At 62.0% G+C, this 25,020-nt stretch carries 22 protein-coding genes and 1 pseudogene; 4 read left to right on the top strand and 19 right to left on the bottom strand.

Translation table 11 applies throughout. The annotated features are described in order from the left end of the window. Nucleotides 1-41: 41 nt before the first annotated feature. On the bottom strand, nt 42-671 hold the full coding sequence (locus E8L22_RS01205; protein WP_136523475.1) for a class I SAM-dependent DNA methyltransferase: 630 nt from the start codon (nt 669-671) through the stop codon (nt 42-44). A gap of 438 nt (nt 672-1,109) precedes the next feature. Here E8L22_RS01205 and rpsT point away from each other — a divergent pair, with 438 nt between their 5' ends. Further along, nucleotides 1,110-1,373 (top strand): 30S ribosomal protein S20, encoded by a 264-nt coding sequence (gene rpsT, locus E8L22_RS01210; protein ID WP_136523476.1) that lies wholly within the window; start codon nt 1,110-1,112, stop codon nt 1,371-1,373. 232 nt (nt 1,374-1,605) lie between these two features. Here the strand turns inward: rpsT and holA are convergent, their stop codons facing one another. From holA to der, 17 genes are all read right to left on the bottom strand, one after another. After that, entirely contained in the window at nt 1,606-2,610 is a 1,005-nt protein-coding gene (gene holA, locus E8L22_RS01215; protein ID WP_136523477.1) for a DNA polymerase III subunit delta, read from the bottom strand. A gap of 81 nt (nt 2,611-2,691) precedes the next feature. After that, the gene (gene lptE, locus E8L22_RS01220; protein ID WP_136523478.1) at nt 2,692-3,213 is read right to left on the bottom strand and encodes an LptE family protein; all 522 of its coding nucleotides are present in this window, start codon (nt 3,211-3,213) and stop codon (nt 2,692-2,694) included. Between the two features lie 18 nt (nt 3,214-3,231). Continuing rightward, nucleotides 3,232-5,706 carry a leucine--tRNA ligase gene (gene leuS, locus E8L22_RS01225; protein WP_136523479.1) on the bottom strand — a complete coding sequence of 825 codons (2,475 nt, stop codon included), beginning with the start codon at nt 5,704-5,706 and terminating at the stop codon, nt 3,232-3,234. A gap of 225 nt (nt 5,707-5,931) precedes the next feature. After that, nucleotides 5,932-6,309, bottom strand: coding sequence for a response regulator (locus tag E8L22_RS01230; RefSeq protein ID WP_129127110.1), 378 nt, complete (start codon nt 6,307-6,309; stop codon nt 5,932-5,934). Between the two features lie 29 nt (nt 6,310-6,338). Next, a complete protein-coding gene (locus E8L22_RS01235; protein WP_136523480.1) occupies nt 6,339-7,157 on the bottom strand; it encodes a GAF domain-containing protein in 819 nt (272 codons plus the stop codon). A gap of 28 nt (nt 7,158-7,185) precedes the next feature. Beyond that, nucleotides 7,186-8,253: a protein-glutamate methylesterase/protein-glutamine glutaminase gene (locus tag E8L22_RS01240; protein WP_136523481.1), complete on the bottom strand. Its 1,068-nt coding sequence runs from the start codon at nt 8,251-8,253 to the stop codon at nt 7,186-7,188. Continuing rightward, nucleotides 8,250-9,116, bottom strand: coding sequence for a CheR family methyltransferase (locus E8L22_RS01245; protein ID WP_136523482.1), 867 nt, complete (start codon nt 9,114-9,116; stop codon nt 8,250-8,252). Before E8L22_RS01245 ends, E8L22_RS01240 begins: the two co-directional genes overlap by 4 nt. Further along, a complete protein-coding gene (locus tag E8L22_RS01250; protein ID WP_342792606.1) occupies nt 9,116-11,131 on the bottom strand; it encodes a HEAT repeat domain-containing protein in 2,016 nt (671 codons plus the stop codon). The genes E8L22_RS01245 and E8L22_RS01250 overlap by 1 nt, the downstream gene beginning before the upstream one ends. 3 nt (nt 11,132-11,134) lie before the next feature. After that, on the bottom strand, nt 11,135-12,310 hold the full coding sequence (locus tag E8L22_RS01255; protein WP_136523484.1) for a response regulator: 1,176 nt from the start codon (nt 12,308-12,310) through the stop codon (nt 11,135-11,137). Beyond that, nucleotides 12,304-12,813, bottom strand: a complete 510-nt coding sequence (locus E8L22_RS01260) for a chemotaxis protein CheW (protein ID WP_136523485.1) — start codon at nt 12,811-12,813, stop codon at nt 12,304-12,306. The genes E8L22_RS01255 and E8L22_RS01260 overlap by 7 nt, the downstream gene beginning before the upstream one ends. After that, entirely contained in the window at nt 12,810-13,202 is a 393-nt protein-coding gene (locus E8L22_RS01265) for a response regulator transcription factor (protein ID WP_136523486.1), read from the bottom strand. The genes E8L22_RS01260 and E8L22_RS01265 overlap by 4 nt, the downstream gene beginning before the upstream one ends. Nucleotides 13,203-13,228: 26 nt before the next feature. Beyond that, a complete protein-coding gene (locus tag E8L22_RS01270; RefSeq protein ID WP_136523487.1) occupies nt 13,229-14,020 on the bottom strand; it encodes a chemotaxis protein CheW in 792 nt (263 codons plus the stop codon). 148 nt (nt 14,021-14,168) lie between these two features. Further along, nucleotides 14,169-14,969: an ExeA family protein gene (locus E8L22_RS01275; RefSeq protein ID WP_136523488.1), complete on the bottom strand. Its 801-nt coding sequence runs from the start codon at nt 14,967-14,969 to the stop codon at nt 14,169-14,171. Continuing rightward, entirely contained in the window at nt 14,969-17,050 is a 2,082-nt protein-coding gene (locus E8L22_RS01280) for a chemotaxis protein CheA (RefSeq protein ID WP_136523489.1), read from the bottom strand. The genes E8L22_RS01275 and E8L22_RS01280 overlap by 1 nt, the downstream gene beginning before the upstream one ends. A gap of 166 nt (nt 17,051-17,216) precedes the next feature. Beyond that, a complete protein-coding gene (locus E8L22_RS01285) occupies nt 17,217-17,582 on the bottom strand; it encodes a response regulator (RefSeq protein ID WP_129127121.1) in 366 nt (121 codons plus the stop codon). Between the two features lies 1 nt (nt 17,583). Then, a complete protein-coding gene (locus E8L22_RS01290) occupies nt 17,584-19,332 on the bottom strand; it encodes a response regulator (protein ID WP_136523490.1) in 1,749 nt (582 codons plus the stop codon). An 81-nt stretch (nt 19,333-19,413) separates the two neighbouring features. Next, on the bottom strand, nt 19,414-20,736 hold the full coding sequence (gene der, locus E8L22_RS01295) for a ribosome biogenesis GTPase Der (RefSeq protein ID WP_136523491.1): 1,323 nt from the start codon (nt 20,734-20,736) through the stop codon (nt 19,414-19,416). A 176-nt stretch (nt 20,737-20,912) separates the two neighbouring features. Between der and E8L22_RS01300 the strand changes: the two are divergent. Continuing rightward, nucleotides 20,913-21,068 (top strand): annotated as a pseudogene (locus tag E8L22_RS01300) (helix-turn-helix transcriptional regulator); the annotation flags it as partial. A 252-nt stretch (nt 21,069-21,320) separates the two neighbouring features. Further along, a complete protein-coding gene (locus tag E8L22_RS01305) occupies nt 21,321-22,391 on the top strand; it encodes a pyridoxal-phosphate-dependent aminotransferase family protein (protein WP_136523492.1) in 1,071 nt (356 codons plus the stop codon). A 47-nt stretch (nt 22,392-22,438) separates the two neighbouring features. Here E8L22_RS01305 and rd read toward each other — a convergent pair whose 3' ends face one another. Then, entirely contained in the window at nt 22,439-22,597 is a 159-nt protein-coding gene (gene rd / locus E8L22_RS01310; RefSeq protein WP_129127127.1) for a rubredoxin, read from the bottom strand. A gap of 443 nt (nt 22,598-23,040) precedes the next feature. Between rd and E8L22_RS01315 the strand changes: the two genes are divergently transcribed. Beyond that, nucleotides 23,041-24,981: a phosphoenolpyruvate carboxykinase (GTP) gene (locus tag E8L22_RS01315; protein ID WP_281282907.1), complete on the top strand. Its 1,941-nt coding sequence runs from the start codon at nt 23,041-23,043 to the stop codon at nt 24,979-24,981. Nucleotides 24,982-25,020 lie beyond the last annotated feature (39 nt).

Here is a 25,020-nt window from a genome sequence, read left to right on the forward strand (position 1 = left end):
CTGGTTATGAGCACGAAGGCCCTGAGAGTGTAGCAATCAGGCTACCTGCGCCCCAGGCAGAGCAGTACCGGGTAGGTGACTACCGTGCCGTTCTCTCGTTTTTTGTCTACCGTGGTGGCGGTCACCACCCGGACGTCGGTGAGACCGCATCGAGAAAACGTATCGGTGAGAAACTCCCTGGAGAAACCGTGGTGCAGCACTCCCTTCGGGTCGTCGTGAAAGGTGCCGTCCTCGCTCTCGAGATCGGCCAAGGCGAGCCACCCGCCAGGGTTTAAGGATTGGGCAAGAGAGTTGATCAGGCTCGCCACGTCCTGCACGTGGTGCAGTGTCATGCTGCTCACAATCAGGTCGTAGCTTTGCTCAAGGTTCTGGTGTTCCAGGTCCAGCAGCATGGTGGAAACGTTGGAGAGCCCCCGCTCTTTGATTTTCCGCTGCAGAACCTCCAGCATCCCCTTGGAGCTGTCGGCGCCGGTGATCCGGCCTACCGAGGGGTGCAGCCCCAGCGTGACCAGCCCGCTGCCGCAACCGTAGTCAAGGGCTTGCATGGAGGAAGCGAGGGGAAGTTCCCGGCGCATGGCCGCCACCACCTCTTGGGCGAGCTTCAGACGACGGGGTTCCTCGTCCCATTTTTCAGCTACGGCATCGAAATCCCGCTTGTTGTCGTTTTGCATGGCTTTGCCTCCGGGGTCGTTGGTTCTTTGGCTGATGCAGCATAGTATTCAAGAAGATGAATGTCAAGGAGAGGTGGTGCTCGCGGCGGACATGGCGGGTCCCCGGGCGGCGGGAATGGGAGGAATGGGAGGAATGGGAGGAATGGGAGGAATGGGAGGAATGGGAGGAATGGGAGGAATGGGAGGAATGGGAGGAATGGGAGGGGTGAGAGGGGTGGAGGAATAAGAGGGGTGCAGGGATGAGGGGGCGACAAAATGTTGGGGCCGGTTCTTTTTGCTGGCGTTGCAGCTGAAACAATGGTAGTGTGCCCTGTTCGCGCTGAGGATCTTTTTGCCACAGCGGGCGGTTTTGTGCTTGACACACGACGTCCCCGGTGCTATAAAATTCCTCTTTCCAAAAACCAAAAAGCTACATTTTTAAAATACCGGAGGTGCAGTTTGGCAAATCATAAATCGGCAATGAAGAGGATCAAGCAGACGGTTAAGAGGACCGAGCGCAACAAGCACGAGCGTTCTACTCTCCGTACTTTCATAAAGCGCGTCCGCGAAGCGGTTGCTACCAAGGATCAGGATGCGGCAAAGGCTGCTCTGGCTGCTGCTATCCCGGTCATCGACGGCGCTGCAACCAAGGGGATCATCCACTCCTCCAACGCTTCCAGGAACGTCTCCCGCCTCACCAAACTGGTCAACACCCTGGCCTAACCGGTAACGGCTCGATAAAAGTAAAAAGGGAATGCCCAGTCGGGTATTCCCTTTTCTAGTTTCCACCGGCTATGTCGGCCGCTCCGGCTCTGCCTCAAACTGGTCACTGCACAAGGGGGCCGGTTAGACTTCCCCCTCCCCTACCCTCCCCCTCCAGGGGAGGGAGCTAAAGCGCCTCTGCCTGCTGAAGCGCCTCTGCCTTCATTTGCCTTTCTTTCCAGCAACTGACTTCTTAGCGCCTGCCTTCCGGCCGTTTGCACGCTTGCATTACGAAACGCTCGAACAGGGGCTCTTCCAGACCACCTGACTTGAAGGCTATATCCAGTTCCAACATCTGCTCGAAGATCCGCTTCAGCTCAGCTGCCGTGTAGTTCTTCGCCTGCGCGGTCACCTTGCCGAGAAAATACGGGTTGATCCCGGAGGCCTTGGCGAGCTCGGACTGCGGCACCTTCCGATCCATGAGCTCGCGCACCTGCCAGAGCTGGCGGTAATGCCGAGCGACGGCACCCAATACGCGCAACGGGGCCTCACCATCCTGCAAAAGGGAGGTCAGCAGCTTGAGCGCACGGGGAAGTTCCTTGGAGCCCAGCGCATCGGTGAACTCGAAGACGCTCTCGACCTTGGTGTCAGAGACGATGGTTCTCACATCGGCAATGGTCACCGTCTCGTTCTTGCCGCAGTAGATGCAGAGCTTCTCGATCTGGGAGACAAGCTCCTGCAGGTTGTTTCCCACGAGGTAGGCGAGAAGTTCGGCGGCGGCGGGCTCGATCTTCTTGCCGGCGGCACGCACCTCGTCGCGCACGTAGGGGCCCAGCTGATTCTCGTAGGGGCGCTTGAATTCCACAGCCTCCCCGCGCTTCTTGAACTCGGCGTAGAACTTCTTGCGGCCGTCGACCTTCTCAGCCTGCAGGATGAGACAGGTGCCGGGTGACGGGTCCTGCAAATAGGAGAGCAGTACCTCCATGGCAGCGGCGGAGAGATCTCCCCCCTTCTTCACCAGGACGACGCGTCGTTCGGCGAACATCGGGAGGGTCTGTGCCGCGCTGAACACCTCATCCCCCTTGCATTCGTTGCCGTAGAAGACGTTCAGGTTGAAGTCGCGGAACCCAGGGTCTACGGCGCGATCCATGAGTTTCTTCACGGCACGCTCGACCAGGTACGGCTCGTCGCCGTACAAAAGGTACAGGGAAGCGAGCTCCCCTTTCTCCACGGCCCTGTTGAACTCTTCCGGTTTCATGAACACCTCATGCGAAAAAAGCCGCCCACCAGCCTTATGCTGAATGGGCGGCGTTGTGGTTTGCGAACCGCGCTGAACGGACTAGAAACGCTGGCTGATCTGCTGCCAGACCCGCTCGGAGAGACGACGGCACACCTTATCTATCGCAGCATCCTCGGCATTCTGCTGCAGTGCGATGTCCGCGTTCACCGGGTAGACCTGCTGTTCGGAGAGATCCCCCTTCCAGAGCACCTTTTGCGAGCGCTGCTCACGCAGCACGGCCTGCACGGTGAGGACGGCCCGATACTCCTTTATCGCGTCCGCCGCGGTGTAGGAGACGGGCGTCGTGCCGTAGGAGACTACGGTGCCGGTGAGCTCGAGATCGGCCCGATCGGCGGGGAGGACGCGCCCGCCGGTGCGAAGCGCGAATTCATCGATCATGTGACGGCCAAGAACCGCTTCCACACCGGCACGGTAGCTCTTGTTGGCGAAGAGGACGACGTTGACGCCATTGGCCTGCGCCAGAGGCCCGTGTTGGACAACGGGGCGGTAGCCGCAGCCGCTGAGGGCGGCGACCACGAGAAGCGCCGCGCCGATGCGGCAAAGAAGTCTGCGCGTTGACATGGTACTTTTCCCCGCGCCCTAGGCGACCACCACGCTGACCAGCTTGCCCGGAACGTAGACGACTTTCTTGATCTCCTTCCCTTCCAGGTACGGCTTGATCTTCTCGTCGGCGAGGGCGGCGGCGCGCACGTCCTCTTCCTTGGCATCCGGGGCGACCGTCAACTTGCTTCTTAGCTTGCCGTTCACCTGGACGACGACGGTGATCTCCTCGTCCACGACGGCGTCGGCGTCATAACCGGGCCAGCCGGACGCTTCCAGCCCGACCTCGTTGCCGAGTTCAGCCCAGAGTTCCTCGGCGAAATGGGGCACGAAGGGAGCCAGCAGACGAATCACCGACTCGACTGCCTCGCGCACAACGGCGACGTTCTCCGGGGCGTCTTTGGCGGCGAAGCCCTGGATGGAGTTCACAAGCTCCATGACCGCAGCGATGGCGGTGTTGAAGTGGAAACGCTCCTCGATGTCCTCGGAGACCTTCTTGATGGTCTTGTGCACGGCACGGCGCAGCTTCTTCCCTTCAGCGGAAAGTGCGTCGGTCTTGACGGCACCGGCCCCTTTGATCGCCGGCAGGACGTCGAAGACCAGGCGCCATACGCGGTTCAGGAAGCGGTAGCTGCCGTCCACACCCTGGTCGCTCCAGTCGAGATCCTTCTCCGGCGGTGCCGCGAAAAGGGAGAAAAGGCGCGCCGTGTCGGCCCCGTAGCGCTCGATGAGGGCGTTCGGGTCGACGACGTTACCCTTGGACTTGGACATCTTGGCGCCGTCCTTGATCACCATCCCCTGGGTCAACAGGTTGGAGAACGGCTCGTCCACGTTGCAGTACCCCAGGTCCCTCAGGACCTTGGTGAAGAAACGCGCGTAAAGCAGGTGCAAAACGGCGTGCTCGATGCCGCCGATGTACTGGTCCACCGGCATCCAGTGCTCGACCTTCTCGCGGTCCAGCGGACCGGCGGTGAATTTCGGCGAGCAGTAGCGCAGGAAGTACCAGGAGGACTGCACGAAGGTATCCATGGTGTCGGTCTCGCGGCGGGCCGCCTCACCGCACTGCGGGCAGGTGCAGTTGGTGAAACTCTCGACGCGCGCGAGCGGGTTCCCCCCCTCGCCGGTGAACTCGGCATCCATCGGAAGCACTACCGGCAGATCCGTCTCCGGCACCGGCACCACGCCGCAGAGGTCGCAGTTGATCACCGGGATCGGGTTCCCCCAGTAACGCTGGCGGGATATGCCCCAGTCGCGCAGGCGGTAGTTGACCGTCTTCTTGCCGATGCCTTCCTTTTCGAGGAAGTCCGCGATGGCCTCCTTGGCGTCACCGTTCCCCATGCCGTCGAAGCGCCCCGAGTTGACCATGGTCCCCTCGTCGGTGTACGCCTCGGTCATGGTCGCGGCGTCGAGGGTCTCCCCTTCCGGCTGGATCACCACCTTGAGCGGCAGGTCGTATTTCTTTGCGAACTCGAAGTCGCGCTGGTCGTGGGTCGGCACCGCCATGACGGCGCCGGTACCGTAGCCCATGAGGACGAAGTTGGCGAGGTAGATCGGCATCTTCACGTTGGTGAGCGGGTTTACGCAGTAGGAGCCGGTGAAGACGCCTTCCTTCTCCTGGTCCTCGTCGGAGCGCTTGATGCGGTCGATCTTCTTCACCTTGTCGATGAAGGCCTCGACTGCGGACCGTTGCGCACCGCTTGTGAGCTCAAGTGCCATGGGGTGTTCGGCGGCAAGCGACATGAAGGTGGCGCCGAAAAGGGTGTCCGGCCTTGTGGTGAAGACCTTGATCTTGGAGAGCCCGTTCTCCAGCGGGAACTCGATCTCGCAGCCTACCGAGCGGCCGATCCAGTTCCTCTGCATGGTGAGGACGCGCTCGGGCCAGCCGGAGAGCTTGTAGGTATCGTCAAGAAGTTCCTGGGCGTAGTTGGTGATCCTGAAGGACCACTGCTCCAGTTCTTTCTGCTCAACCAGCGAGTCGCAGCGCCAGCAGCAGCCGTCCTCGACCTGCTCGTTGGCGAGCACGGTCTCGCATTTCGGGCACCAGTTGACGGCGGAAGACTTCTTGTAGGCGAGCCCCTTCTTGTACATCTCGAGGAAGATCTTCTGCTCCCACTTGTAATAGTCGAGGTCGCAGGTCGCGAGCTCGCGCTCCCAGTCGTAGGAGAGCCCCAGGCGCTTCAGCTGCCCGCGCATGTAGGCGATGTTCTCGTAGGTCCACTTGGCGGGATGGCTCTTGTTCTGGATGGCCGCGTTCTCGGCCGGCATGCCGAAGGCGTCCCAACCCATCGGGTGCAGCACGTTGTAACCCTGCATGCGCTTGAAGCGCGCGATGACGTCGCCAATGGAATAGTTCCTCACGTGACCCATGTGGATCTTACCGGAGGGATACGGGAACATCTCCAGGAGGTAGTACTTCTTCCGGTTCGCGTCTTCGGTCGCCTCGAAGCTGTTGTGCGTTGCCCAGAACTGCTGCCACTTGCCCTCGACCGCCGAGGGGATGTATTTCTCTTCCATTTGAAGCCCACCTTCCAGCGCCCCCCTCAAGGGGACGCGCAATTTATTTGGTATGCAGCGATGATGGCTGCGGGGAATTTTGAAAAAAGGAGCCTCATGCGTGCCATGGGAGCCATGGGACTTATGCGACTTATGGGAATCATGGGACACGAGGAGCCCACTGAACCTGAAGTACAACCGGCGCCTGGTTACGACTCACCGGCAGCAACAAGCCATCAAGCCACTCTAGACGATCCTGAGCAGCCCCTTGGCGACGTCGAGGATCTTCGTCGGCTGGATCGGCTTGGTGATGTAGTCGTTTGCCCCCAGGGCCAGGGCGCGCTCGCGGTCTTCCTGGGCTCCTTCGGTGGTGATGACCACGATCGGGATCGCCTTGTAGTTGGCGTCGTTACGCACCAGGCTCACCAGCTTCAACCCGTCCATGATGGGCATGTTGATGTCGGTGAGAATCAGGTCGAAACGCTCCGAGGAAAGCTTCTTCAGACCGTCGACCCCGTCGTTGGCCTCGACGATGCGCACCCCCCTGATCCGCTTCAGCGCAAAGGCGATGAGCTGCCTCATGGTGGGTGAATCTTCGACTATCAATACGTTGTAATCTGACATCTGAACTTTATCCCCCATTACAACATCTGTTATTTCGTCAAGAGATCAATGAACCCCTGGATGGTCGACAACTTCCGCTCCGAGTCGCTGTAAAGACGCGAACTGAAGATCGCGGTCGCGGCATGCCCGGCGAGCAGGGTGAAGAGCTCGTAATCGACCGCGGCGAACTCCTTTTTCTGCATCAACAGCTTGTAGATCGCGAGAACGCCGATGACGTGCTCCTTGATCTTGAGCGGGATGCAGACCATCGGGGCGTTGAAGTCGCGCTCGTAGGCGTCGCAGTCGGCAGCGAAGTGACTCTCGCCGGACTGCGCCACCCCGCCGATGATCCCCTTGCCAAGGCGCACCACCGGGATCTCGCTGCGTTCCACCCCCTCGGTGGAGACCGCCTGCAGCTCGTCGCTCTTCTCGTCCAGAAGAAGGATGGCGAACTCCTCTGCACCGATCAAGTTGATGATGATCTCGGTGATGATCTGGAGCACTTCCTTGAAGTCGAGCGTGGAGTGGAGCTGATAGCTCGCGATGTAGAGGTTGGCGAGGTTGTTGTTCTCGTCCTCTATCTCGATGTACCGCGCGGCGAAGTCCTGGTTCTCCTCCTCGACCTGCTTGATCCGGTCCAGGATCTCCTGCTTCTCCCTTTCCAGGTCCGCGATCCGCTCGCTCAGCTTGGTGAGCTCGGAAGCAGGCGCGGCTTCGCCCACAAGCTGGCACTTCTCAAGCTCCAGCAGCCGGTACCTCAGGCGCTCGTTCTCCCGGAGCAGATCCTGGGTGAACTCCGCTCCCTTCTTGAAAACCTGCAGGAACTCTTCGCCCCTGCTATGAACCAAACGTTCATCGTCCTTTTGCATGCGCACCCCGGTTTACATCGTCTTTTGATCAACCAAATCGCGGCACGAGGCCGCAACGAAGCACTATTTCCCGCACCATGGCATCCATGGGAACCACCCTGTCCACAACTCCCGTCGCTATCGCCTCACGCGGCATGCCGAAGACCACGGCGGACTCCTCGGATTCCGCGACGATCTGCGCGCCCGCCTTCTTGGCCTCGCGCACCCCGGCGGCACCGTCGTTCCCCATCCCGGTCAGCACGACGGCGAGCATCCGGTTACGGTAGAGTTCGGCGCAAGAGCGGAACATAACGTCCACCGACGGAACATACCTGTCCTTGAGCCCGGGAGGAACCACCCTGGCGACCACCTTCTCCCCGGACCGCTCGAAAATGAGGTTCCGCCCGCCCGGCGCGATGAGCGCACGCCCGGCGACCACCTCGTCGCCGTCCTTCGCCTCGCGCACGTCGAAGCCGCTGCTGCGGTTCAGTCTCTCGGCAAAAGCGGTGGTGAAGCCGGCCGGCATGTGCTGAGACACGACCATGGCGAAGGGAGGCGCCTCCCTGAACGAGGCGAAGATGCGCTGCAGCGCCGGCGGACCTCCTGTGGAGGAGCCGATGGCAACGATATCCATGCTGCTGTTGGCGCCGCCGGCGACCGCCGGAACGGTGACCTCGGGGGGGGGAGGGGCCGGTTCGACCCGCCTCTGCACCCGCGCCATGTTCAGTTTGAAGACCGCCTGGACCTTCCGGTGCAGGTCCTGCTGGATCGTCAAAAGCTCGTCCGAGATGACGCTGGTCGGCTTGGCGATGAAATCCACGGCGCCAAGCTCGAGCGCCTTGAAAACCTTCTCGTCGCCGGAGGTCGAACTGATCACGATCACCGGGACCGGCGTGCTCGCCATCAGGATGCGGAGCATGGTGAAACCATCCATGCGCGGCATCTCTAGGTCCAGCGTCACCAGGTCGGGGGTGAGGTCGATGACCCTGCGGATCCCCTCCTCGCCGTTGGTGGCGTATCCCACCACCTGAACGCCCGGGAGTTCCTCCAGCATCTTGGTGATGGCGCGCCGATTATAGGCTGAATCGTCGACGACTACTACCCGTATCTTTTTCACGAGGCCACTCCGCCGCTAATCGTATCTGTCTTCTGATAGACCATGTCGTTTTTCAAATGTTTCAGCGCAAACGCGGTCGATATGTTCATGAGCGACTCGGAGTGCCCCAGCAGGAGGTACCCGCCGCCGCGCAGCGTGTTGTAGAAAGATTCGATCACCCTTTTCTTCGAGCTCTGGTCGAAATAGATGATCACGTTGCGACAGAAGATCACGTCCATCTTCCCCAGAAGCGCCAGCCGGTTGGCATCGAAAAGGTTCATCTGGCTGATGGTGACCAGCTCCCGGACCTCGTCGCAGATGCGGTACCCCTCGTCGGTTTCGACGAAGAAGCGCTTCAGGTAGTGCTCTTCGGTTGCCCGGAACGAGGACTTGGTGTAGACCCCCTTGCGGGCCTGCTGCACCACGCGGTGGCTTATGTCCGAGCCGACGATCTCGATGCGCCACCCATGAAGCCCCATCTCGAGGAGGAGCATCGCGATGGTGTAGGGTTCCTCCCCGGTGGAACAGCCGGCGCTCCAGATGCGCAGGGTGCGCTCGCGCTGCTTCAGCTTCAAAAGCTCCGGCACGATCTCGTCGGTGAAGGCCCTGAGCTGGAAGGCCTCACGGAAGAAGTAGGTCTCGTTCGTGGTGAGGAGGTCCATGATGTCGGCGACCTCCTCCTCCTTTCTGCGATCGTACTTCAGGAACTGGTAGTACTCGCGGAAGCCGGACAGGTTGTGATGGAATACCCTCTGCGACAGACGACGGTCGAGAAGGTACTTGCTGTCGTCGTCGAAAAAGAGGCCGCAGTGGTTGTAGATCAGGTCCCTGATCAGGCGGAATTCTTCTTCCGTCAGTTGCAGTTCCGGTTCGAAATATGGCATTAGCGCAGCCTGTCGAGGAGTTCGGCGATCTCGCTCTTCACCAGCGGGTCCGATTCACGGGCGAGCGCCTGGTCCAAAACGCCCAGTGACTCAGCCCCCTTAAGCTGCGCCACGGCACGCACGAAGGAGCGCCGCACCATCCAGTGCGGGTGCCCCAAAAGCTCCTCGCGATGCTCGCCGATCCAATCGGTGCCGAAGCCGGAGAGGATCGCTATGGCGGCCTCGACCACCTCCTCGTCGCTGTGGCTGAGCGCCTTTTGCACCGGTGCTAGCGCCTTGGCTCCCCCGAGTGCCGCGACCGTGTTGAGCGCCGCGATCAGCACCTGCCCCTGGGCCTGCTCCAAAAGCGCCATGACGCCGGGAAGCGCCTCGGCGTCCCCCACCCCGGCGAGCCCCTTGAGCGCCGCGGTCTGCACCCAGGGATCGGAGTCGTTCAGCGCAAGGCAAAGGGGCGCCAGAACGTCGCGGCCGCCGCGTTCCGCGAGCGCCTGGGCCGCGGCGATGCGCACTTCGGGCTCCTCGTCGGAGAGGGAAAGGACGAGCGCAGCAGGCGCCTGCGGCGATTCCACCCGCGCCAGCGAGGCAACCGCGGCGCGGCGCACCGTGGCATCCTCGTCCTTCACGAGCAGGGCGAGCCGCTCCCCGTCGGAGAGCGCGCCGAGGATGACCGCGGCGTCCCGCCTTTTGCGCTCGTCGCGGCTGCGCAAAAGCTTGGAGCAGATGGCGCAGACCCCGTCGCGGTCGGCGGCGGCAAGACGCTGTACCGCGTCGAGCGCACCCTCCCGCACCTGTGGGTCGTCATCGTCAAGAAGCGCTGCCACGCGCGACGCCGCGCCCGCAGGAGCAAGACGTCCCAGGGCGAGGGCGGCGCAGCGACGGACCTCCGCGCCTTCGTCCTCGAGGGCCGAGAAGAGGAGTTCGTCGTTACCGTGGTGCTCCGTTTCCGCGATCAGTTGCACGACCACCGCCCGCTCGCTGGAGCCGGAAACCGGGAAGTGCTCGAGAAGCAACGGCATCACCGGTTCCCCGATGCTGCGCAGCGCCTCCAGGCACCCCGCGCGCAGCCTCTCGGCACGTGCGGCACGCACCAGGGGGAGCGCCGCGCGCTCGTCACGCATGATGCCGCAAAGCTGCGCCAGCACGGCGATCAGCACCGGGTCCTCGCCGTGCAGCGAGTCGATGAGCTTTTTCGCCGCCGGGGTGCCGGCAAGCTCCCTGAGCTGCAGGTCGATGAGCGCATCGCGTTCCTGGACCGGCAGGCGGCCCCTGATCCGCATGAGTGCTACGGCGGCGGCCTCGCGGGCGTTCTTCGCCTTCTCGTGCATCCCCTGCAACAAAAGCGGGATGCATTTCGCATCGCCGATCACGGCGAGGCAGTCGTAGGTCGCCCGCCGCAAGAGCCCTTCCTGCAAAAGCGGCTCGAGCTTCGCGAGCGGCACCGGGATACCTATCGAGGAAAGCGCATCGAGAACGGTGAACTTGAACCAGATCTCGCCGCCGTCAAGCACCTTAAGGAGGTGCGGCAGGGCGCGCCGGTCGCCGATCTTGCCCAGGTTCTCAGCGGCGGCAACCCTCACGTTCATGTCTTCGTCGTCCAGCGCCCGTACCAGAAGCGGCACGCACGCCGCGCAGCGGATGTTGCCGAGGATGTCGATGATGAACTTGCGCAGGTCGTGGTCCGGGTCTTCAAGGTGAGCACAGAGCTTTTCAACAGCAGGCTCCCCGATCCGCTCAAGCGACTCCACCGCCGAGTTGCGCAACCCCGCGTTGTCCGAGGCCCGCAATAAGTCTATGAGAGCCTCGAGCGCCCCGGCGGAAAGAGGTTGTGCCTGCAGCACCACGCTCACCGCCTCCTTGCGCACGCGCCAGCTGTCGTCCGCCATGGCGCGGAACAGCAGTTCCATCGCCTCCGGGAAGGGACGCCCGCGCAGTGCCATGACGGCAAACCGTCTTTGCTCCTCGTCAGGGGCTGCGAGTCTCTCGTTGATTTCTTGCAGATCGGTAAACAGGGTGATCTCCTAGACGTTCAGTTCGGCTCTTTTTTTCGCGATCAGTTCCTCGAAGGCGTCCTTCAGGAAGGTGGTGGTGTCCCGTACCTGCTGGGAAACACGCTGCTGGTACAGGTATTCTCCTTCCCTGATGTCGTCGGCCAAAAGGTTGTAAAAACTCCCTTCGCGCACCCCCAGCTCCACCTTCGCCTGGTTGTAGAGGACGATATCGGAGACGATGATCCTCGCCAGACGCCGCGCCTTGACCTGTTCCTCCGGCAGTTGCTGTGCAGGAGCCGGGGAAGCTGCGGGTGCAGCGAGAGTAACCGGGGGCGCCGGCACTTCCTGGGCAGCTTCGAGTACAGGCGCTTCAACGGGAGCCGGTGCCTCGACCGGTGCGGGGATCTCGACCGGTGCAGGTGCCTCGACCGGTGCAGGTGCCTCGACCGGTGCAGGGATCTCGACCGGTGCAGGGACCTCAACCGGGGCAGGTACTTCCACCGGAATCGGTGCTGCCTCGGGAACCGGGACCTCCTCGGGAGCGGGGACGGCTGCGGGGGACGGGGCCGCTTCGGAAGCGGGCGGCACGGCCATGGAGGTCTCCTCAACCTCACACTGCCTGATCTCGCTGCGGCTTTGCTCCTGCGCGGCAAGTTCACTCTCGGTCGGACGCACCACGGGGGGCATCCCGCCGGAGGTGAGCCGGTAGATCATGGAGACCAGCGAGTCCGGGATATGGTGCTTTTCGATGTAGTCGTCGGCGCCGTAAAGGGAGTTCGGCGAACGCTTGTAACGGGTCTTGTCGTAAATCGAGGCGATGAGCACGATCTTCACGCCGGAAAGCGCGGGGTCCTGGCGCACCCGCTCGCAGACCTCGAATCCGAACATGGTGGGAAGGGCCACGTCGAGAAGAAGCACCGCAGGTTTCTCCCGCTGCACAGTCTCCAGCGCCTCCTTGCCGTCGGTGCAGAGAAAGAGCTTGAAAGGCTCGGCGGCCAGAACCTTCTCGACCGCCTTGCAGAAGGCGCCGCTCTCGTTGGCTACCACCACCTTCAGCCCGGCCGTCGGCGGTGCAGCACTCCGCTCACCCTTGCGCACCAGGCGGAACACCGCCTTGCAGCTGGAGCAGCGCAGCTTCTTCGCCTCTTCAGGACCGGTAACGGTAACGTCGAATCTCTTCTTGCAGTTTGGGCAGACTATCAGCATGCTTGGCTCTTTTTCGTCGTGGAAGTGGTCCCCGTCTGGGGGGTGAAGCAGCCCAGTTGGGCCTTCTCCTGGAAGGTGAGCAGGGCGTCTATGTTCAGGAGCATCACCGGCACCTCCTGCACCAGGCAAAGCCCCACCATGTACTCGCTCCCCACGATCCTCACGCCGCGCGGCGGCGCCTTCAGCTCCCGCATCGGGATGGTGATCATCTCGGTTACCTCATCCACCATAAGGGCCAGCGGTTGCCCCGAGATGGAGAGGATCAAAAGACGCGCGGTCTCCTTGTTTTCAGCGGGGGGAAGCCCGAAGCGCTTCCTCAGATCGACGACAGGGATCACCGAACCGCGCAGGTTGATCACCCCCTCTACGAACGGGAGCGCCCTCGGCAGCGGCGCGAGCTTGGGAACCCTGATGATCTCCCTGATGCGCATGATATCAACGGCGTACAGCCCCTCGTCCATGCGCAGGCAGGCGACCTGGATTTCCTGCAGATCCTCAGTCATCGCCCCTCCTTCTCCTGCTGGTTGCCGAGCAGTTCCTCGATCACCTCGAGCACCTTAACCGATTTGAAAGGCTTGGTGATGTAGGCGTCGGCGCCTACCTGCTTGCCGTGCTCAAGGTCGCGGCTGCTCTTTTTGGCGGTCAGCATCACCACCGGGATGACGCGCGTCGCCTCGTTTTCCTTTATGTGCCGGCAGACCTCGAAGCCGTCCATGTCCGGGAGCATGAGGTCCAGGACGATGAGGTCCGGTGCCTGCTCCGCGATCGCTGCCAGGGCCTCCTTGCCGCCGCGTACGCCGGTGACCTGATATCCTTTGGAGGTGAAGAGGATGCTTTCAAGCTTCAGCAGACTCTCTTCATCCTCGACCACGAGGATCCTGTTCTTCTCCATCTTTCCCCCCTGCCGCCCCGTGGCTGCTACAAAAGCCCTACGTCCAGTACCTTTTCCATGTCGAGCAGGATGAGCATCCTGCCGCTCACCCGGCCGATGCCGAGCACGAACTCTCGGTCGATCCCCTCGAGGACCACCGGCGGCGGTTCGATCCCACCCTCGGCGATGCGCACGACCTGCACCACCTCGTCCACGAGGACGCCGGCGTAGCCGTTTTCCCGCTTCACCACCACGATGCGTTCGCGCTCGGAGACCGCCCCGTCGACGAGGCCGAGGCGCGCCTTGATGTCGAAAACCGGGATGATGTTGCCGCGCAGGGAGAGGATGCCGCGGACGAAACTCGGCACCCTGGGAACCTCGGTCACCTCGCGCGGTTTGATGATCTCCTTTATGTCCATGATGCTGATGGCGTACTCCTCGCTCGCCACCCTGAAGCAGAGAAGCTCCACGCTGGCCGCGTCCAGTACGTCCTGCGGGGAGACCTCGATATCGAAGGAGGCCGATTCGCGCCCCTTGAGGATCACCGCGGCCGGGTCGAAGACCTCAGACTCTTCCTCGAAGGAGTCAAACGCCTGTGTCTCCGCCTGCCATGGGCGGGATGCCTGCGGCAGCGGATCCGGGTCGACGGCAGCCGGTTCGAATTCGAGTTCGGCGAACTCGTCCGTCTCGTGCTCCGCCGGAGCATCCTGCGCCGGTTGCGGCGCGGGTTCAGCCTGAGGCGCTTGCGGCGCGGGCTCAGCCTGAGGCGCTGTCCATTCCTGGGCCGTCCTCGGCGCCTCCCCGCGGGAAGCCTTCTTTCTGATCTCTGCAAGATTCATAGGACCTCGTAAAACCCGTTCAGCGTTCAACGTTCAACGTTCGGGGCATCAGCTTCAACGCGGGCCGCACCTACCATTGACGCAGCGACAGATCAAGCGGGTGTCTTGCTTTAAACGTTGAACGCTGAACGTTGAACGTCAGTTCGGTTCAAGCAAGCAGTTCGGCCGCGGTCTCCTCGATGATCGAGGCGTCGATCCAGGCGGCGTCCCTGCCGTAGCCGATCAAGAGCGCGTTGGTGGCGACGGCGTTGATGCGCCGCGGCACCCCGCCGGAAAGCTCGTAGATCCTCTGCACCGCATCGGGTGAGAAAAGCCCGGGCTCCCCCCCGGCCGCCGCGATCCGGAAATCCAGATACTCAAGCGTCTCCTCGAGCCCAAGCGGCGCCAGGTGGAAAGTGAGCGAGATGCGCTGACGAAACGGCTCGTAGACCGGCGAGGCAAGCATCTCGCGCAGCTCGGGCTGCCCCATGATGATCACGCTCAAAAGGTTCCGGTCGTCGAGCTGGAAATTGGTAAGCAAACGCAGCTCATCGAAAAGGTCCCGGTCCGGAATCATCTGCGCCTCGTCGATCACCACCACCGGGATGCGTCCCTCGCCGTGCAGACGGTAGAGCGCCGTAGTGATCTCCTTCAATAGCTGGTCCTTCTGCGAGGAGGGGGTATCCACCTGCAGGCCGGAGGCGATCACGCGCAAAAGCTCGTCCGCGGTAAGGCGCGGGTTGAAGACGAACAGGAAGTGGTACCTGTCCCCCATACGGTCCATGAGCGCCCGCGAAATCGTGGTCTTGCCGCAGCCGATGTCGCCGGTAAGAAGGGCGATCTCGGTCTCCTCCACCGCATACTCGAGCCGCGCCAGGGCCTCCTGGTGCCCGGAACTCATGTAAAGGAACCGGGGATCAGGGGTCTTGCTGAAAGGCTTCTCGATGAGACCGTAAAACTCCTTGTACATCAGGCGCTCCCCCGGGTGGCCTCGCTGATCACGCCCCCGACGTCAAGCACCAGGATGGTGCGCTGATCCCCCAGGTCCGCCGCACCGGAGATGCCGCGGAAGCCGGCGAAGGTCTCGCCGATGGACTTGATGACGATGTCCTGCTGCCCCAAAAGGTCGTCGACCACGAGCCCGAGCCTTTTCTCGGCAACCCCGACCACGACCACGTAGCAGCTCTCCGGCGCCGGAGTCCCCCCTTTAAGCTCGAAGAACTCCGAGAGGCGCAAAAGCGGCAGCGTCGTCTCGCGCAGTTGGATCACTTCCTTGCGCTCCACGGTCTTGATCTCCTTTTGCTCTACGATGATGCTTTCAAGGACCGAGGTGATGGGGAGGGCGTAGGTGCGTCCCGCGGTGGAGATGATGAGCGCCTTGATGATGGCGAGGGTGATGGGGAGGGTGATCACGAAACGGGCGCCCTGCCCCGGGAAGTTCTCCACGTCGATCAGGCCGGAGAGGGCGGCTATGTTGGTGCGCACCACGTCCATGCCGACGCCGCGACCGGAGATCTCGCTCACCGTGTCGGTGGTGGAGAAGCCGGGGCGGAAGATGAAGTCGAGCGCCTCGCGGTCGTTCACCTCGTCCATGCTGTCGATGATGCCCAGCTGCATCGCCTTCTTCTTCACCCGCGACACGTCGATGCCGCCGCCGTCGTCATCGACCTGGATCACGACGTGGTTCCCCTTTTGGTAGGAGGAGAGGGTGATGGTTCCCTTCTCGTCCTTGCCCGCGGCGAGCCGTTCTTCGGGGGTCTCGATGCCGTGGTCGATGGAGTTTCTCACGATGTGCATGACCGGGTCGGAGATGTCCTCGATGATGAGCTTGTCGAGCTCGGTGTCCGCGCCGTAGAGCTTCAGGTCGACCTTCTTCCCCTGCTCGCGGGAGATCTTCCTGATGATGCGTGACATCTTGTCGAAGAGCTGCCCCACCGGGATCATCCTGATCTCCATGACCCCCTTCTGCAACTCGGAGAGCTTCTTCTCGAGCCCCTTGGCGGCCTTGTTGAGATCCTGCGAAGGGACGATGAGGCCGTCGCGGCGCATCCGGCCGGCGACGTCGGCGATCATGGAGTGGGAGAGAACCAGTTCCCCTACGATGTTCATGAGCAGGTCGAGCTTTCCGATGTCGACGCGCACGGTGCGGCTCATACTCTTCGCGCTGAGCGCCGACTCCGCCTGCACCGGAGGCTGGAACTCCCCTTCCTCGTGCCCGGTTCCTGCTTCCGCCTCGGCCTCGGCCTCGACTTCGGCTTGGGCGAGGGGCTGCGAGCGGCGCGGGGCCTGGTTCTTGTCTGCGTCGCCGAAGGCGGTGATGCTCAGGTGCTCGCGGTCGATAAGCGGGGTGAGTGCGTCGGCGGAGAGCTCCGAGCCGAAGAGGATCTCGAAGTCGATACCGGAGTCGAGCCCGCTGGAGGCCGAGGGGAGCGTACTGATGACCTCGCCCGCCTGCTTCAGCGTCTCGGTGAGCTCCATGAGCTCGGAATCGAAGGACGCAAGGAGAAGCGAGACCCGGATCGAGTAGATGTTGCGCCCCTTCTTCACGTTCTCCAGGAGCCGGTGTTCCTCGTACTCGGTCATCGAGGAGAGGACCCGCTCGGGGATTTTGAGGCGGGCAAGCGGCGAATCCTGATTTCCCTTCGGGCCGCGGGTGAGGCAGTCGTTGATGCGTTTCATCGCCCCGGATAGGTCGGCCCCCTCGCCACCCGACTCGCCTGCACCGCGCACGAGCTGCGCCAGCAGTTCGGTCGATTCGAAGAGGGTGCTCACCACCGCCTGGTCCAGTTCCACCTTGCCTAGCCTCAGGGCGTCGAGGAGGTTTTCCAGGTGGTGTCCCAGTTCCGCGATGTCCGAGAGGCCGAACATCCCCGCGAGCCCCTTGAGGGAGTGCGCGCCGCGGAACACCGAGTTCACCAGGTCCGGATTGCAGTCGCCGGTATCCGCGCAGTCGCTCAGCGAAACCAGGTCAAGACTCAACTGGTCGAGGATCTCCTCCGCCTCAGCGAGGAAATCCTTCAAAGCCTTCCCTATGTTGTCCTCAACGCTCATAGCCTCTTTCTCTCAACTGACGTTCAACGTTCAACGTTCAACGTTCGATTTGGCCTTCTGTTCTGTCTAAGACTGTCGTGTCTGCGTATTACTCCTGAAGCCGTCGCCGCTCCCTTTGCCACGGGCAAGTCGATGCGGAACGTTGAACGTAGAACGTTGAACGGCCTTATCCGAGATACTTCTGCACCAGTTCCTGCAGCTTCACCGGGTCGAACGGCTTCACCAGGTACTCGTTCGCCCCGAGCGCACGCCCCTTCTCCAGGTCCTTCTCGCCGCTTTCGGTGGAGACGATGAAGAGCGGGATGGACTGGTAGTTAGGGTTGTTGCGCACGTAGCTGATCAGCTCGAGCCCGTTGATGTCGGGCATGTTGATGTCGGTGATGATCAGGTCCACCTGCTCGCGCGGCAAAAGCCGCAGCGCCTCGAACCCGCTCGCCGCCTCGACGATGGTGTATTTCTCTAGCTCGTCTATGGTGGAGACCAGCATGGAACGCATGGTATTGGAATCTTCCGCTATGAGTATCCTCTTCACGTCACATTTCTCCTCGTCCCTGTTCCTGCAGCCTGCGCTGCAGGAGGGCCTTCTCCATCGCTATGCCCGCCTGACTCAGGAATATCTCCAGCGAGTCGGTGTCGCCTACGGGCTTGTCCTCCGGCAGATTGTCGCCGTAGAGGACCGCTACGACCTTCCCTTCACTCACGATCGGCCCCACAAAATACTCTGCAGGGCGCCCGCCTCCGAGCTGTTCAAGGAAGTGCCGGCTCCAGACGGAGGCGTCCACCTCCCCTTTCATGGGGAAGCGGGTCTCGAGCACCTGTGTAAAGAGGGATGGCTCACCCCTCGGTATGGAAAGGGACCTGATCCTGGCGTCGGCATTCCCGTCCCTGTCCCTCAGGCCGAACTGCCCGAGCCCCTGGATGGTCTCCTTCTTGACCAGAAGCACTACGGCACGGTTCACGAACTCCGACGCGAAACGAAGCACGAGCAGGATGATCCCGCCGCCAAGCTGCGGGTTGTTGAGCTCCTCGAGCATGCCGCGCAGCTGCGAGATGCCGGTGCTCTGGCTCACCTGCGGCGCAGGAAGCGCCGGCTCCTCCCCCATCTCGAGCCGCAGCTCGTCGCCGATGTTGACGCTGGTGAAGGCGGCATCCTCCCCGGCAGCCAGACTTTCCAGCGCTTTTTGCAGCCTGGGCGCGAAGATGTCGAGCGCGTCGTCCAGGTCGCCCTTCGACGGCTTCATAAGCAGCGGTATGCCGAGGGTGCGCATCTTGCGCTGCGCCTCGTCGTTGGGGAAGTCGGAGAATCCCAGAAGCGGCAGCTCCGGGAAGTTGTTGCGCACGAGTTCCAAAAGCTCCAGCCCGCCCAGGATGCCGGTGCCGTCCATGCGGGGCATGATCAGGTCCACGAGCACCGTCGGGCGCACGCCGTCACGGTACAGCGAGTCGACACGGATGAGGGCATCCTCGCCACGATCCATCCCTTCCACCCGGAACCCCTGTGCGGTGAGCATGTCGGTGAGCGCAGAGAGAGTCGCCGGGTCGTCGTCCACGAGCACGAGCGGCTTTCCCGCCGTGGTGGCGGTTATTCGCTCGCGGGGTGCCGCGGGAGTCGGTGCTGCGGGCGGTTCCTCTTGAAAGGCGGGTACGTCAGGGGGGAAGGAAGGGGACGCGGGGGGGCTCGGTTCGGGCTCCTGGAGCAGGTCGAAGGCGAAGTCCACCGACTCGTCCTGCACCGCGGCCTCATCGTGCTCCTCGCCGGACTCGCCGCGGTGGCGCTGCTCGTCGATGATGCGCGACCCTTCCATGGCGAGGTATTGCGGGTTGAGCCCCTGCTGCAGCATGAACTGCACCGGGTCGAGCCTGGTACTGTCCCCCTCGCCGATCTCCTGCAGTTCGAACTCGAAGGTCCCCTCCGCCCACGCGAAGAGCGAGTAGACCACGTTCTCGATCTGCTCGCGCACCACCGTCTCGATGGCGTCCGCGCTGACGTTGAAGCGGTCCACCATGATGGCGCCGAGCAGTTGCTTGTATCCCTCGTCGGCCTGGATGCTGAGCGCGCGCTTCAAGGTGCCGAGGTCGATTACCCCCTGCTGGATCAGCACCTCGCCAATGTTCTGTTGGAAGGTCGACGAGGTGGCGCGGATAACCTGCCCGCTGCGGAAAAGCACCCGAGCCTCCCGTCCCCTGCTTTGCAGGGTGAGGACGCCGGACCTTCTGCTCAGGCTGACTATCTGCAGGATCTCGCCAAGTCCGAGATCTTCCAAATTGCCGACTAGACTCATTGATGCCGCTCGCTGTGCGTAGGAGGTAGATTAAAAATAGGCATCATACTAAACCATCGTATCGGCCAAGTAAAGAATGATTTAGGTATCTTTCTTGTCTCTGCCACGGAAAATGAGTTTCAATGGAGTCCCGTCGAAACAGAAAGCCTCTCTAAAACGATTCATGATGTACCGCTCATAGGAAAAATGAATCCCCTCGGGGCGGTTGGTGAAGATGACAAAGGAAGGAGGTTTCACCCCTACCTGGGTCGCATAGTAAAACTTCACCCTTCTGCCGCCGTCGAGCGGTGCGTGATTCTCGTCCACGGCCTGGTTGAAGATCCGGTTCAGCTCGCCGGTCGGGACCCTCTTGCAGTACTGCTCCATGACCCGGTCCACCTCGGCGATGATCTTGCCGGTGCGCTGACCGGTGGAAGCCGAGATGAAGAGGATCGGCGCGAAGGGGAGGTATTTGAAATGACGGCGGATGTCGTCGGTGAACTTCACTATGGTGGAGTTGTCCTTTTGCAGGGTGTCCCACTTGTTGACGACGAAGATGCAGCCGCGCCCAGCCTCGTAGGCGTAACCGGCGATCTTCGTGTCCTGCTCGGTGACCCCTTCCTCGGCGTTCAGCACGATGAGCACCACGTCCGCCCGCTCGATGGAGCGCAAAGCGTCCATGACCGAGTACTTCTCCACCTTCTCGACCGTCTTCCCCTTGCGGCGGATGCCGGCTGTGTCGATCAAGAGGTACGGCTTCTTGTTCACGGTGAAGCGGGTGTCGACCGCGTCCCTCGTGGTGCCGGCGGTGGGGTTCGCCACCACGCGCTCGTATCCAAGGAGACGATTCACCAGGGTGGACTTCCCGACGTTCGGGCGCCCCACCACGGCGATCCTCGTGATCTCCTCGTCCTCATCCTTCTCCCGGTTGTAGGGGAGCGCGGCCAGCACCTCGTCCATCAGGTCGCCCACGCCGCGGTTGTGCTCGGCGGAGATGGTGTGGACGTGGTCGACGCCGAGAGAGTAGAAATCCCCCGCGTTCGCCTCCTGCTTCTCGCCGTCCACCTTGTTGATGATGTGGAAGACCGGCTTGTTGATGCGCCGCAGCATGTCGACGACGTCCCGGTCGGCTGGGGTGAGCCCGTCGCGGGCGTCCATGATGAAGAGGATCAGGTCCGCCTCTTCCATGGCAAAGCGGGACTGCTCCCTCATCTGCTGTAAGAGCTTGTCCGAGGTCTCCGGCTCGAAGCCGCCGGTGTCGACCAGGATGAAGGGGATGTCGAAGCGGTTCACTTCGGCGTAGTTACGGTCCCGGGTGACCCCGGGCATGTCGTCGACCATCGCCTTGCGGCGCCCGACCAGCCTGTTGAAGAGGGTGGACTTCCCGACGTTCGGGCGCCCGACGATGGCAATAATAGGTTTCATGTTTTTCCAGCGGAAAACGCGCCAATTCGTAAGATGCTAAAAAAACGCGCGCTTTCGGTTTTAATGTATTAAACAGCTAACCGGTATGTTTAACATTTTGCCGATCAATAAGCAACATATACAATTTAGTCGCAAAAGGCCGTCGGTAACGGTCTTACGCGGCTAAACGGCGCGCCGTCACCGCGGACACCGCACTGCGTCTCGGTCGCCTCTTCGGAATGGAAGCCCAGTTTTGGCTCAACCTGCAGAACAACTACGACATGGAAGTCGCGCTGGAGGCATTGCAGGGGCGATTGGAGACCGAAGTACGTCCCTACTCCCGAGGCGCCTGACACAGGTACGCTCATTGTCAGAGTATGGCCCGGCGGGAGACAACACAAAGGGGTGCGACGCCGCCTCCGATACAGTTTGCAAAGGCTCTTTTGCCTCGCGCAAGAATTGACATTGCAAGCGGAATCTGCTAGGTTGGCGATCCGCCTGCAGCAGGACTGTGACCCCGTTGTGTCGGACGTTCACGCCCTACCCCCGCCCTCCCGCCGCACGCTGCCGGCAAGATCTCTAAAACTTCAGGAACGGAGCCCTACATGCACAAGAAGCTGTATATCCCCGGACCGATCGAGGTGAGCCCGGAGATCCTCCAGGCCATGGCAACCCCGATGATCGGCCACCGCATGCCGGAGTACGCCCGCCTGCACAAGGGCGTCACCGATAAGCTGAAACGGCTCATGTCCACCTCCGACAAAGTGTTCCTCTCCACCTCGAGCGCCTTCGGCGCCATGGAAGGGGCGGTACGCAACCTCGTCGGCAAGCGCTGCGCGAACTTCTGCAACGGCGCCTTCTCCGACAAGTGGCACAAGGTCACCCTTTCCTGCGGCAAGGAGGCGGACGCCTTCAAGGCCGAGTGGGGACAGCCGATCACCCCCGAGATGGTCGACGCAGCACTTGCCACCGGCAAGTACGACGCCATCACCCTCATCCACAACGAAACGTCCACCGGCACCATGAGCCCGCTCTTCGAGATCGGCGAGGTGCTCAAGAAGTACCCGGACGTCGTTTCCATCGTCGACACGGTATCCTCGATGAGCGCACTCAACATCCCCATCGACGAGATCGGGATCGACTGCTGCGTCTTCGGGGTGCAGAAGGCCTTCGCCCTGCCGCCGGGCCTCGCCGTCTTCACCGCAAGCGAGAAGGCGCTGGAGCGCGCGAAGAACGTCCCGGGGCGCGGCTACTACTTCGACTTCCTGGAATTCCTCGCGGCCGACGAGAAGGACAACACCCCGTCCACCCCGTGCATCTCGCTCATCTACGCCATGGACCTGCAGTTGGAGAGGATCTTCGCCGAAGGGCTCGAGAAGCGCTGGCAGCGTCACCAGGCGATGGCCGACTTCATGCGCGCCTGGGTCGGGGAGAAGGGCTTCGGCATCCTTCCAGCCGAAGGTTACCGCTCCGTCACCCTCACCTGCGCGACCAACGACCGCGGCGTGGACCTGGCCCTTGTGAAGAAACAGCTGGGCGAGCGCGGCATTGCGTTCGACGACGGCTACGGGAAACTGAAAGGGAAGACCTTCCGCGTGGCACACATGGGCGACATGCAGTTGGAAGATCTCAAACAGATTACAACCGAATTGGAAGGGATCCTGCAGGGTCTCTAAACAGACGAAGGGGGGGAGCAGTTCAGCTCCCCCCCTTTTTAAATGCTTTACTCAGGCTCGAAGGCCTCCTTGCCGACGCCGCAGATGGGACAGACCCAGTCGTCCGGCAGGTCCGCGAAGGGTGTTCCCGGCGGCACGCCGTTGTCGGGGTCGCCGACGTAAGGGTCATAGACATACTGGCATACGGTGCAGATGTAAGGCTCCATTAAACACCCCCTCGGTATCTGTTCTGGGACCGCAAAAGTCTAACAGAGCGCCGCAGCCTGTCAATTGGGGTGCCGAGCCGTTTAGAACTTGCTTTCATTGCACGCTGTGTTACAGTGCGATAATTAAAACTATAAAACAGGGAGGTGAGAAGACAGCCGTTCGATGCAGCAAAGGCATAAGGTCTCCCGGCAGTAACGGGCGACTCACAGCAGCAAGGCACAGTGCAAGACAGAAGAACAAGACACAGGGCGAGGACGTCACTGCAACATCCCCCGCACCAGAGGTCCCTGCAATCCCGCAGTTCTCAGTCATCACAGTCCCGAAAATCGAACGCAGTAAAAACATCAAACAGCAGACCGACCGGAAATTCCGGCAGCGGATACGTTTGCACCCCGCCGTCTCCTCTCGGTCTTCCGCCACTTAGGCGAAGGAGGGTGACCCCATGGAAACGATGATCAGCAACACCCAAGAGACATTAGCGTCACGTGTTATCGCGTCGAAATACCCAAAGGAGGGAATAGGCATGAGTTACGAAGTAAAGAACAAGCAACTGCTGGCCTGGGTGAAGGAAGTGGCAGAGATGTGCCAGCCGGACCAGATCCACTGGTGTGACGGCAGCGAGGCGGAGTACGACAGCCTCTGCGAGCAGCTCGTCAAGGGGGGCACCTTCAAGAAGCTGAACCCGGAGAAGCGCCCGAACAGCTACCTCGCCTGGTCCGACCCCGGCGACGTCGCGCGCGTCGAAGACCGCACCTTCATCTGCTCCATCGCGAAACAGGACGCAGGCCCGACCAACAACTGGACGCCCCCGAAAGAGATGAAGAAGACCCTGACCGGCCTCTTCACCGGCTGCATGAAGGGACGCACCATGTACGTCATCCCCTTCTCCATGGGGCCCTTGGGCTCCAACATCGCCAAGATCGGCGTTGAGATCTCCGACTCCGCCTACGTCGCGGTCAACATGAAGATCATGACCCGCATGGGCAAGAAGGTCATCGACATCCTGGGTGAGAACGGCGAGTTCGTCCCCTGCCTCCACTCCGTCGGCGCACCGCTCGCCCCGGGCCAGAAAGATGTGCCCTGGCCGTGCAACAAGGAGAAGTACATCGTTCACTTCCCGGAGGAGCGCTCCATCTGGTCCTTCGGTTCCGGCTACGGCGGCAACGCCCTTCTCGGCAAGAAATGCTTGGCCCTCAGGATCGCCTCCAAGATCGCCAAGGACGAAGGGTGGCTCGCCGAGCACATGCTGATCCTCGGCATCGAGACCCCGGAAGGCGAGAAGACCTACCTGGGTGCCGCCTTCCCGAGCGCATGCGGCAAGACCAACCTCTCCATGCTGGTCCCGCCCGACCACTTCAAGCAGAGCGGCTACAAGATCTCCACCGTCGGCGACGACATCGCCTGGATCAAGCCCGGCCCGGACGGCCAGCTCTACGCCATCAACCCGGAAGCGGGCTTCTTCGGCGTGGCCCCCGGCACCTCGTTCAAGTCCAACCCGAACGCGATGCACTCCTGCTCCAAGAACACCATCTTCACCAACGTGGCACTCACCGAAGACGGCGACGTCTGGTGGGAGGGGATGACCGACGAGGCGCCCGCGAAGCTCACCGACTGGCAGGGTAACGCGTGGACCGCGGGCTGCGGCAGGAACGCCGCGCACCCGAACTCCCGCTTCACCTCCCCGGCTTCCCAGTGCCCCTCCATCGACCCCGCTTGGGAAGATCCGAAGGGCGTTCCGATGAAGGCGTTCGTGTTCGGCGGCCGCCGCAACAACGTGATCCCGCTCGTGTACCAGGCCTTCAACTGGAGCTACGGCGTGTACTTGGCCGCCACCATGGGGAGCGAGACCACCGCGGCCGCGGTAGGCGCCATCGGCAACGTGCGCCGCGACCCGTTCGCGATGCTGCCGTTCACCGGCTACCACGTGGCGGACTACTTCAACCACTGGCTGCAGGTCGGCCGCACCACGCCGAACCCGCCGCGCATCTTCTCCGTCAACTGGTTCAGAAAAGACGCCAACGGCAAGTTCCTCTGGCCGGGCTTCGGCGAGAACATGCGCGTTCTCAAGTGGATCGCCGACCGCGCCAACGGCCGCGGCGCCTCCGTGGAAAGCCCGCTTGGCTGGATGCCGCGCTATGAGGACATCGACTGGACCGGGCTCGGCTCGGTATCCCGCGAGCAGTACCACGAGCTCATGTCCATCGACCGTGACGTCTGGAAGGAGGAGATCCTCTCCCACGAGGAGCTCTTCGTGAAGATGTACGACCGCCTCCCGAAGGAGTTCCTCCACATCCGCGAGATGATCCTTTCCGGCCTGTGGCGCTCCCCGGAGCACTGGGAGCAGTTCAACCCGCTGACCCCGGAGGAAGGTTTCAACGACTAACGCGTTGAAAAACAGATGCAACGATGAAGGGCCCCGGTC

The organism is Geomonas ferrireducens (genome assembly GCF_004917065.1).
GTDB classification, from domain to species: Bacteria; Desulfobacterota; Desulfuromonadia; order Geobacterales; family Geobacteraceae; genus Geomonas; species Geomonas ferrireducens.

Coding starts and splice junctions, on each gene's coding strand:
- E8L22_RS01205 (WP_136523475.1), bottom strand. CDS start 671: ATGCAAAACGACAACAAGCGGGATTTCGATGCCGTAGCTGAAAAATGG.
- holA (WP_136523477.1), bottom strand. CDS start 2,610: ATGAAACCGGAAGAGTTCAACAGGGCCGTGGAGAAAGGGGAGCTCGCT.
- lptE (WP_136523478.1), bottom strand. CDS start 3,213: ATGTCAACGCGCAGACTTCTTTGCCGCATCGGCGCGGCGCTTCTCGTG.
- leuS (WP_136523479.1), bottom strand. CDS start 5,706: ATGGAAGAGAAATACATCCCCTCGGCGGTCGAGGGCAAGTGGCAGCAG.
- E8L22_RS01230 (WP_129127110.1), bottom strand. CDS start 6,309: ATGTCAGATTACAACGTATTGATAGTCGAAGATTCACCCACCATGAGG.
- E8L22_RS01235 (WP_136523480.1), bottom strand. CDS start 7,157: ATGCAAAAGGACGATGAACGTTTGGTTCATAGCAGGGGCGAAGAGTTC.
- E8L22_RS01245 (WP_136523482.1), bottom strand. CDS start 9,116: ATGCCATATTTCGAACCGGAACTGCAACTGACGGAAGAAGAATTCCGC.
- E8L22_RS01255 (WP_136523484.1), bottom strand. CDS start 12,310: ATGCTGATAGTCTGCCCAAACTGCAAGAAGAGATTCGACGTTACCGTT.
- E8L22_RS01260 (WP_136523485.1), bottom strand. CDS start 12,813: ATGACTGAGGATCTGCAGGAAATCCAGGTCGCCTGCCTGCGCATGGAC.
- E8L22_RS01265 (WP_136523486.1), bottom strand. CDS start 13,202: ATGGAGAAGAACAGGATCCTCGTGGTCGAGGATGAAGAGAGTCTGCTG.
- E8L22_RS01270 (WP_136523487.1), bottom strand. CDS start 14,020: ATGAATCTTGCAGAGATCAGAAAGAAGGCTTCCCGCGGGGAGGCGCCG.
- E8L22_RS01275 (WP_136523488.1), bottom strand. CDS start 14,969: ATGTACAAGGAGTTTTACGGTCTCATCGAGAAGCCTTTCAGCAAGACC.
- E8L22_RS01280 (WP_136523489.1), bottom strand. CDS start 17,050: ATGAGCGTTGAGGACAACATAGGGAAGGCTTTGAAGGATTTCCTCGCT.
- E8L22_RS01290 (WP_136523490.1), bottom strand. CDS start 19,332: ATGAGTCTAGTCGGCAATTTGGAAGATCTCGGACTTGGCGAGATCCTG.
- der (WP_136523491.1), bottom strand. CDS start 20,736: ATGAAACCTATTATTGCCATCGTCGGGCGCCCGAACGTCGGGAAGTCC.
- E8L22_RS01305 (WP_136523492.1), top strand. CDS start 21,321: ATGCACAAGAAGCTGTATATCCCCGGACCGATCGAGGTGAGCCCGGAG.
- rd (WP_129127127.1), bottom strand. CDS start 22,597: ATGGAGCCTTACATCTGCACCGTATGCCAGTATGTCTATGACCCTTAC.
- E8L22_RS01315 (WP_281282907.1), top strand. CDS start 23,041: ATGGAAACGATGATCAGCAACACCCAAGAGACATTAGCGTCACGTGTT.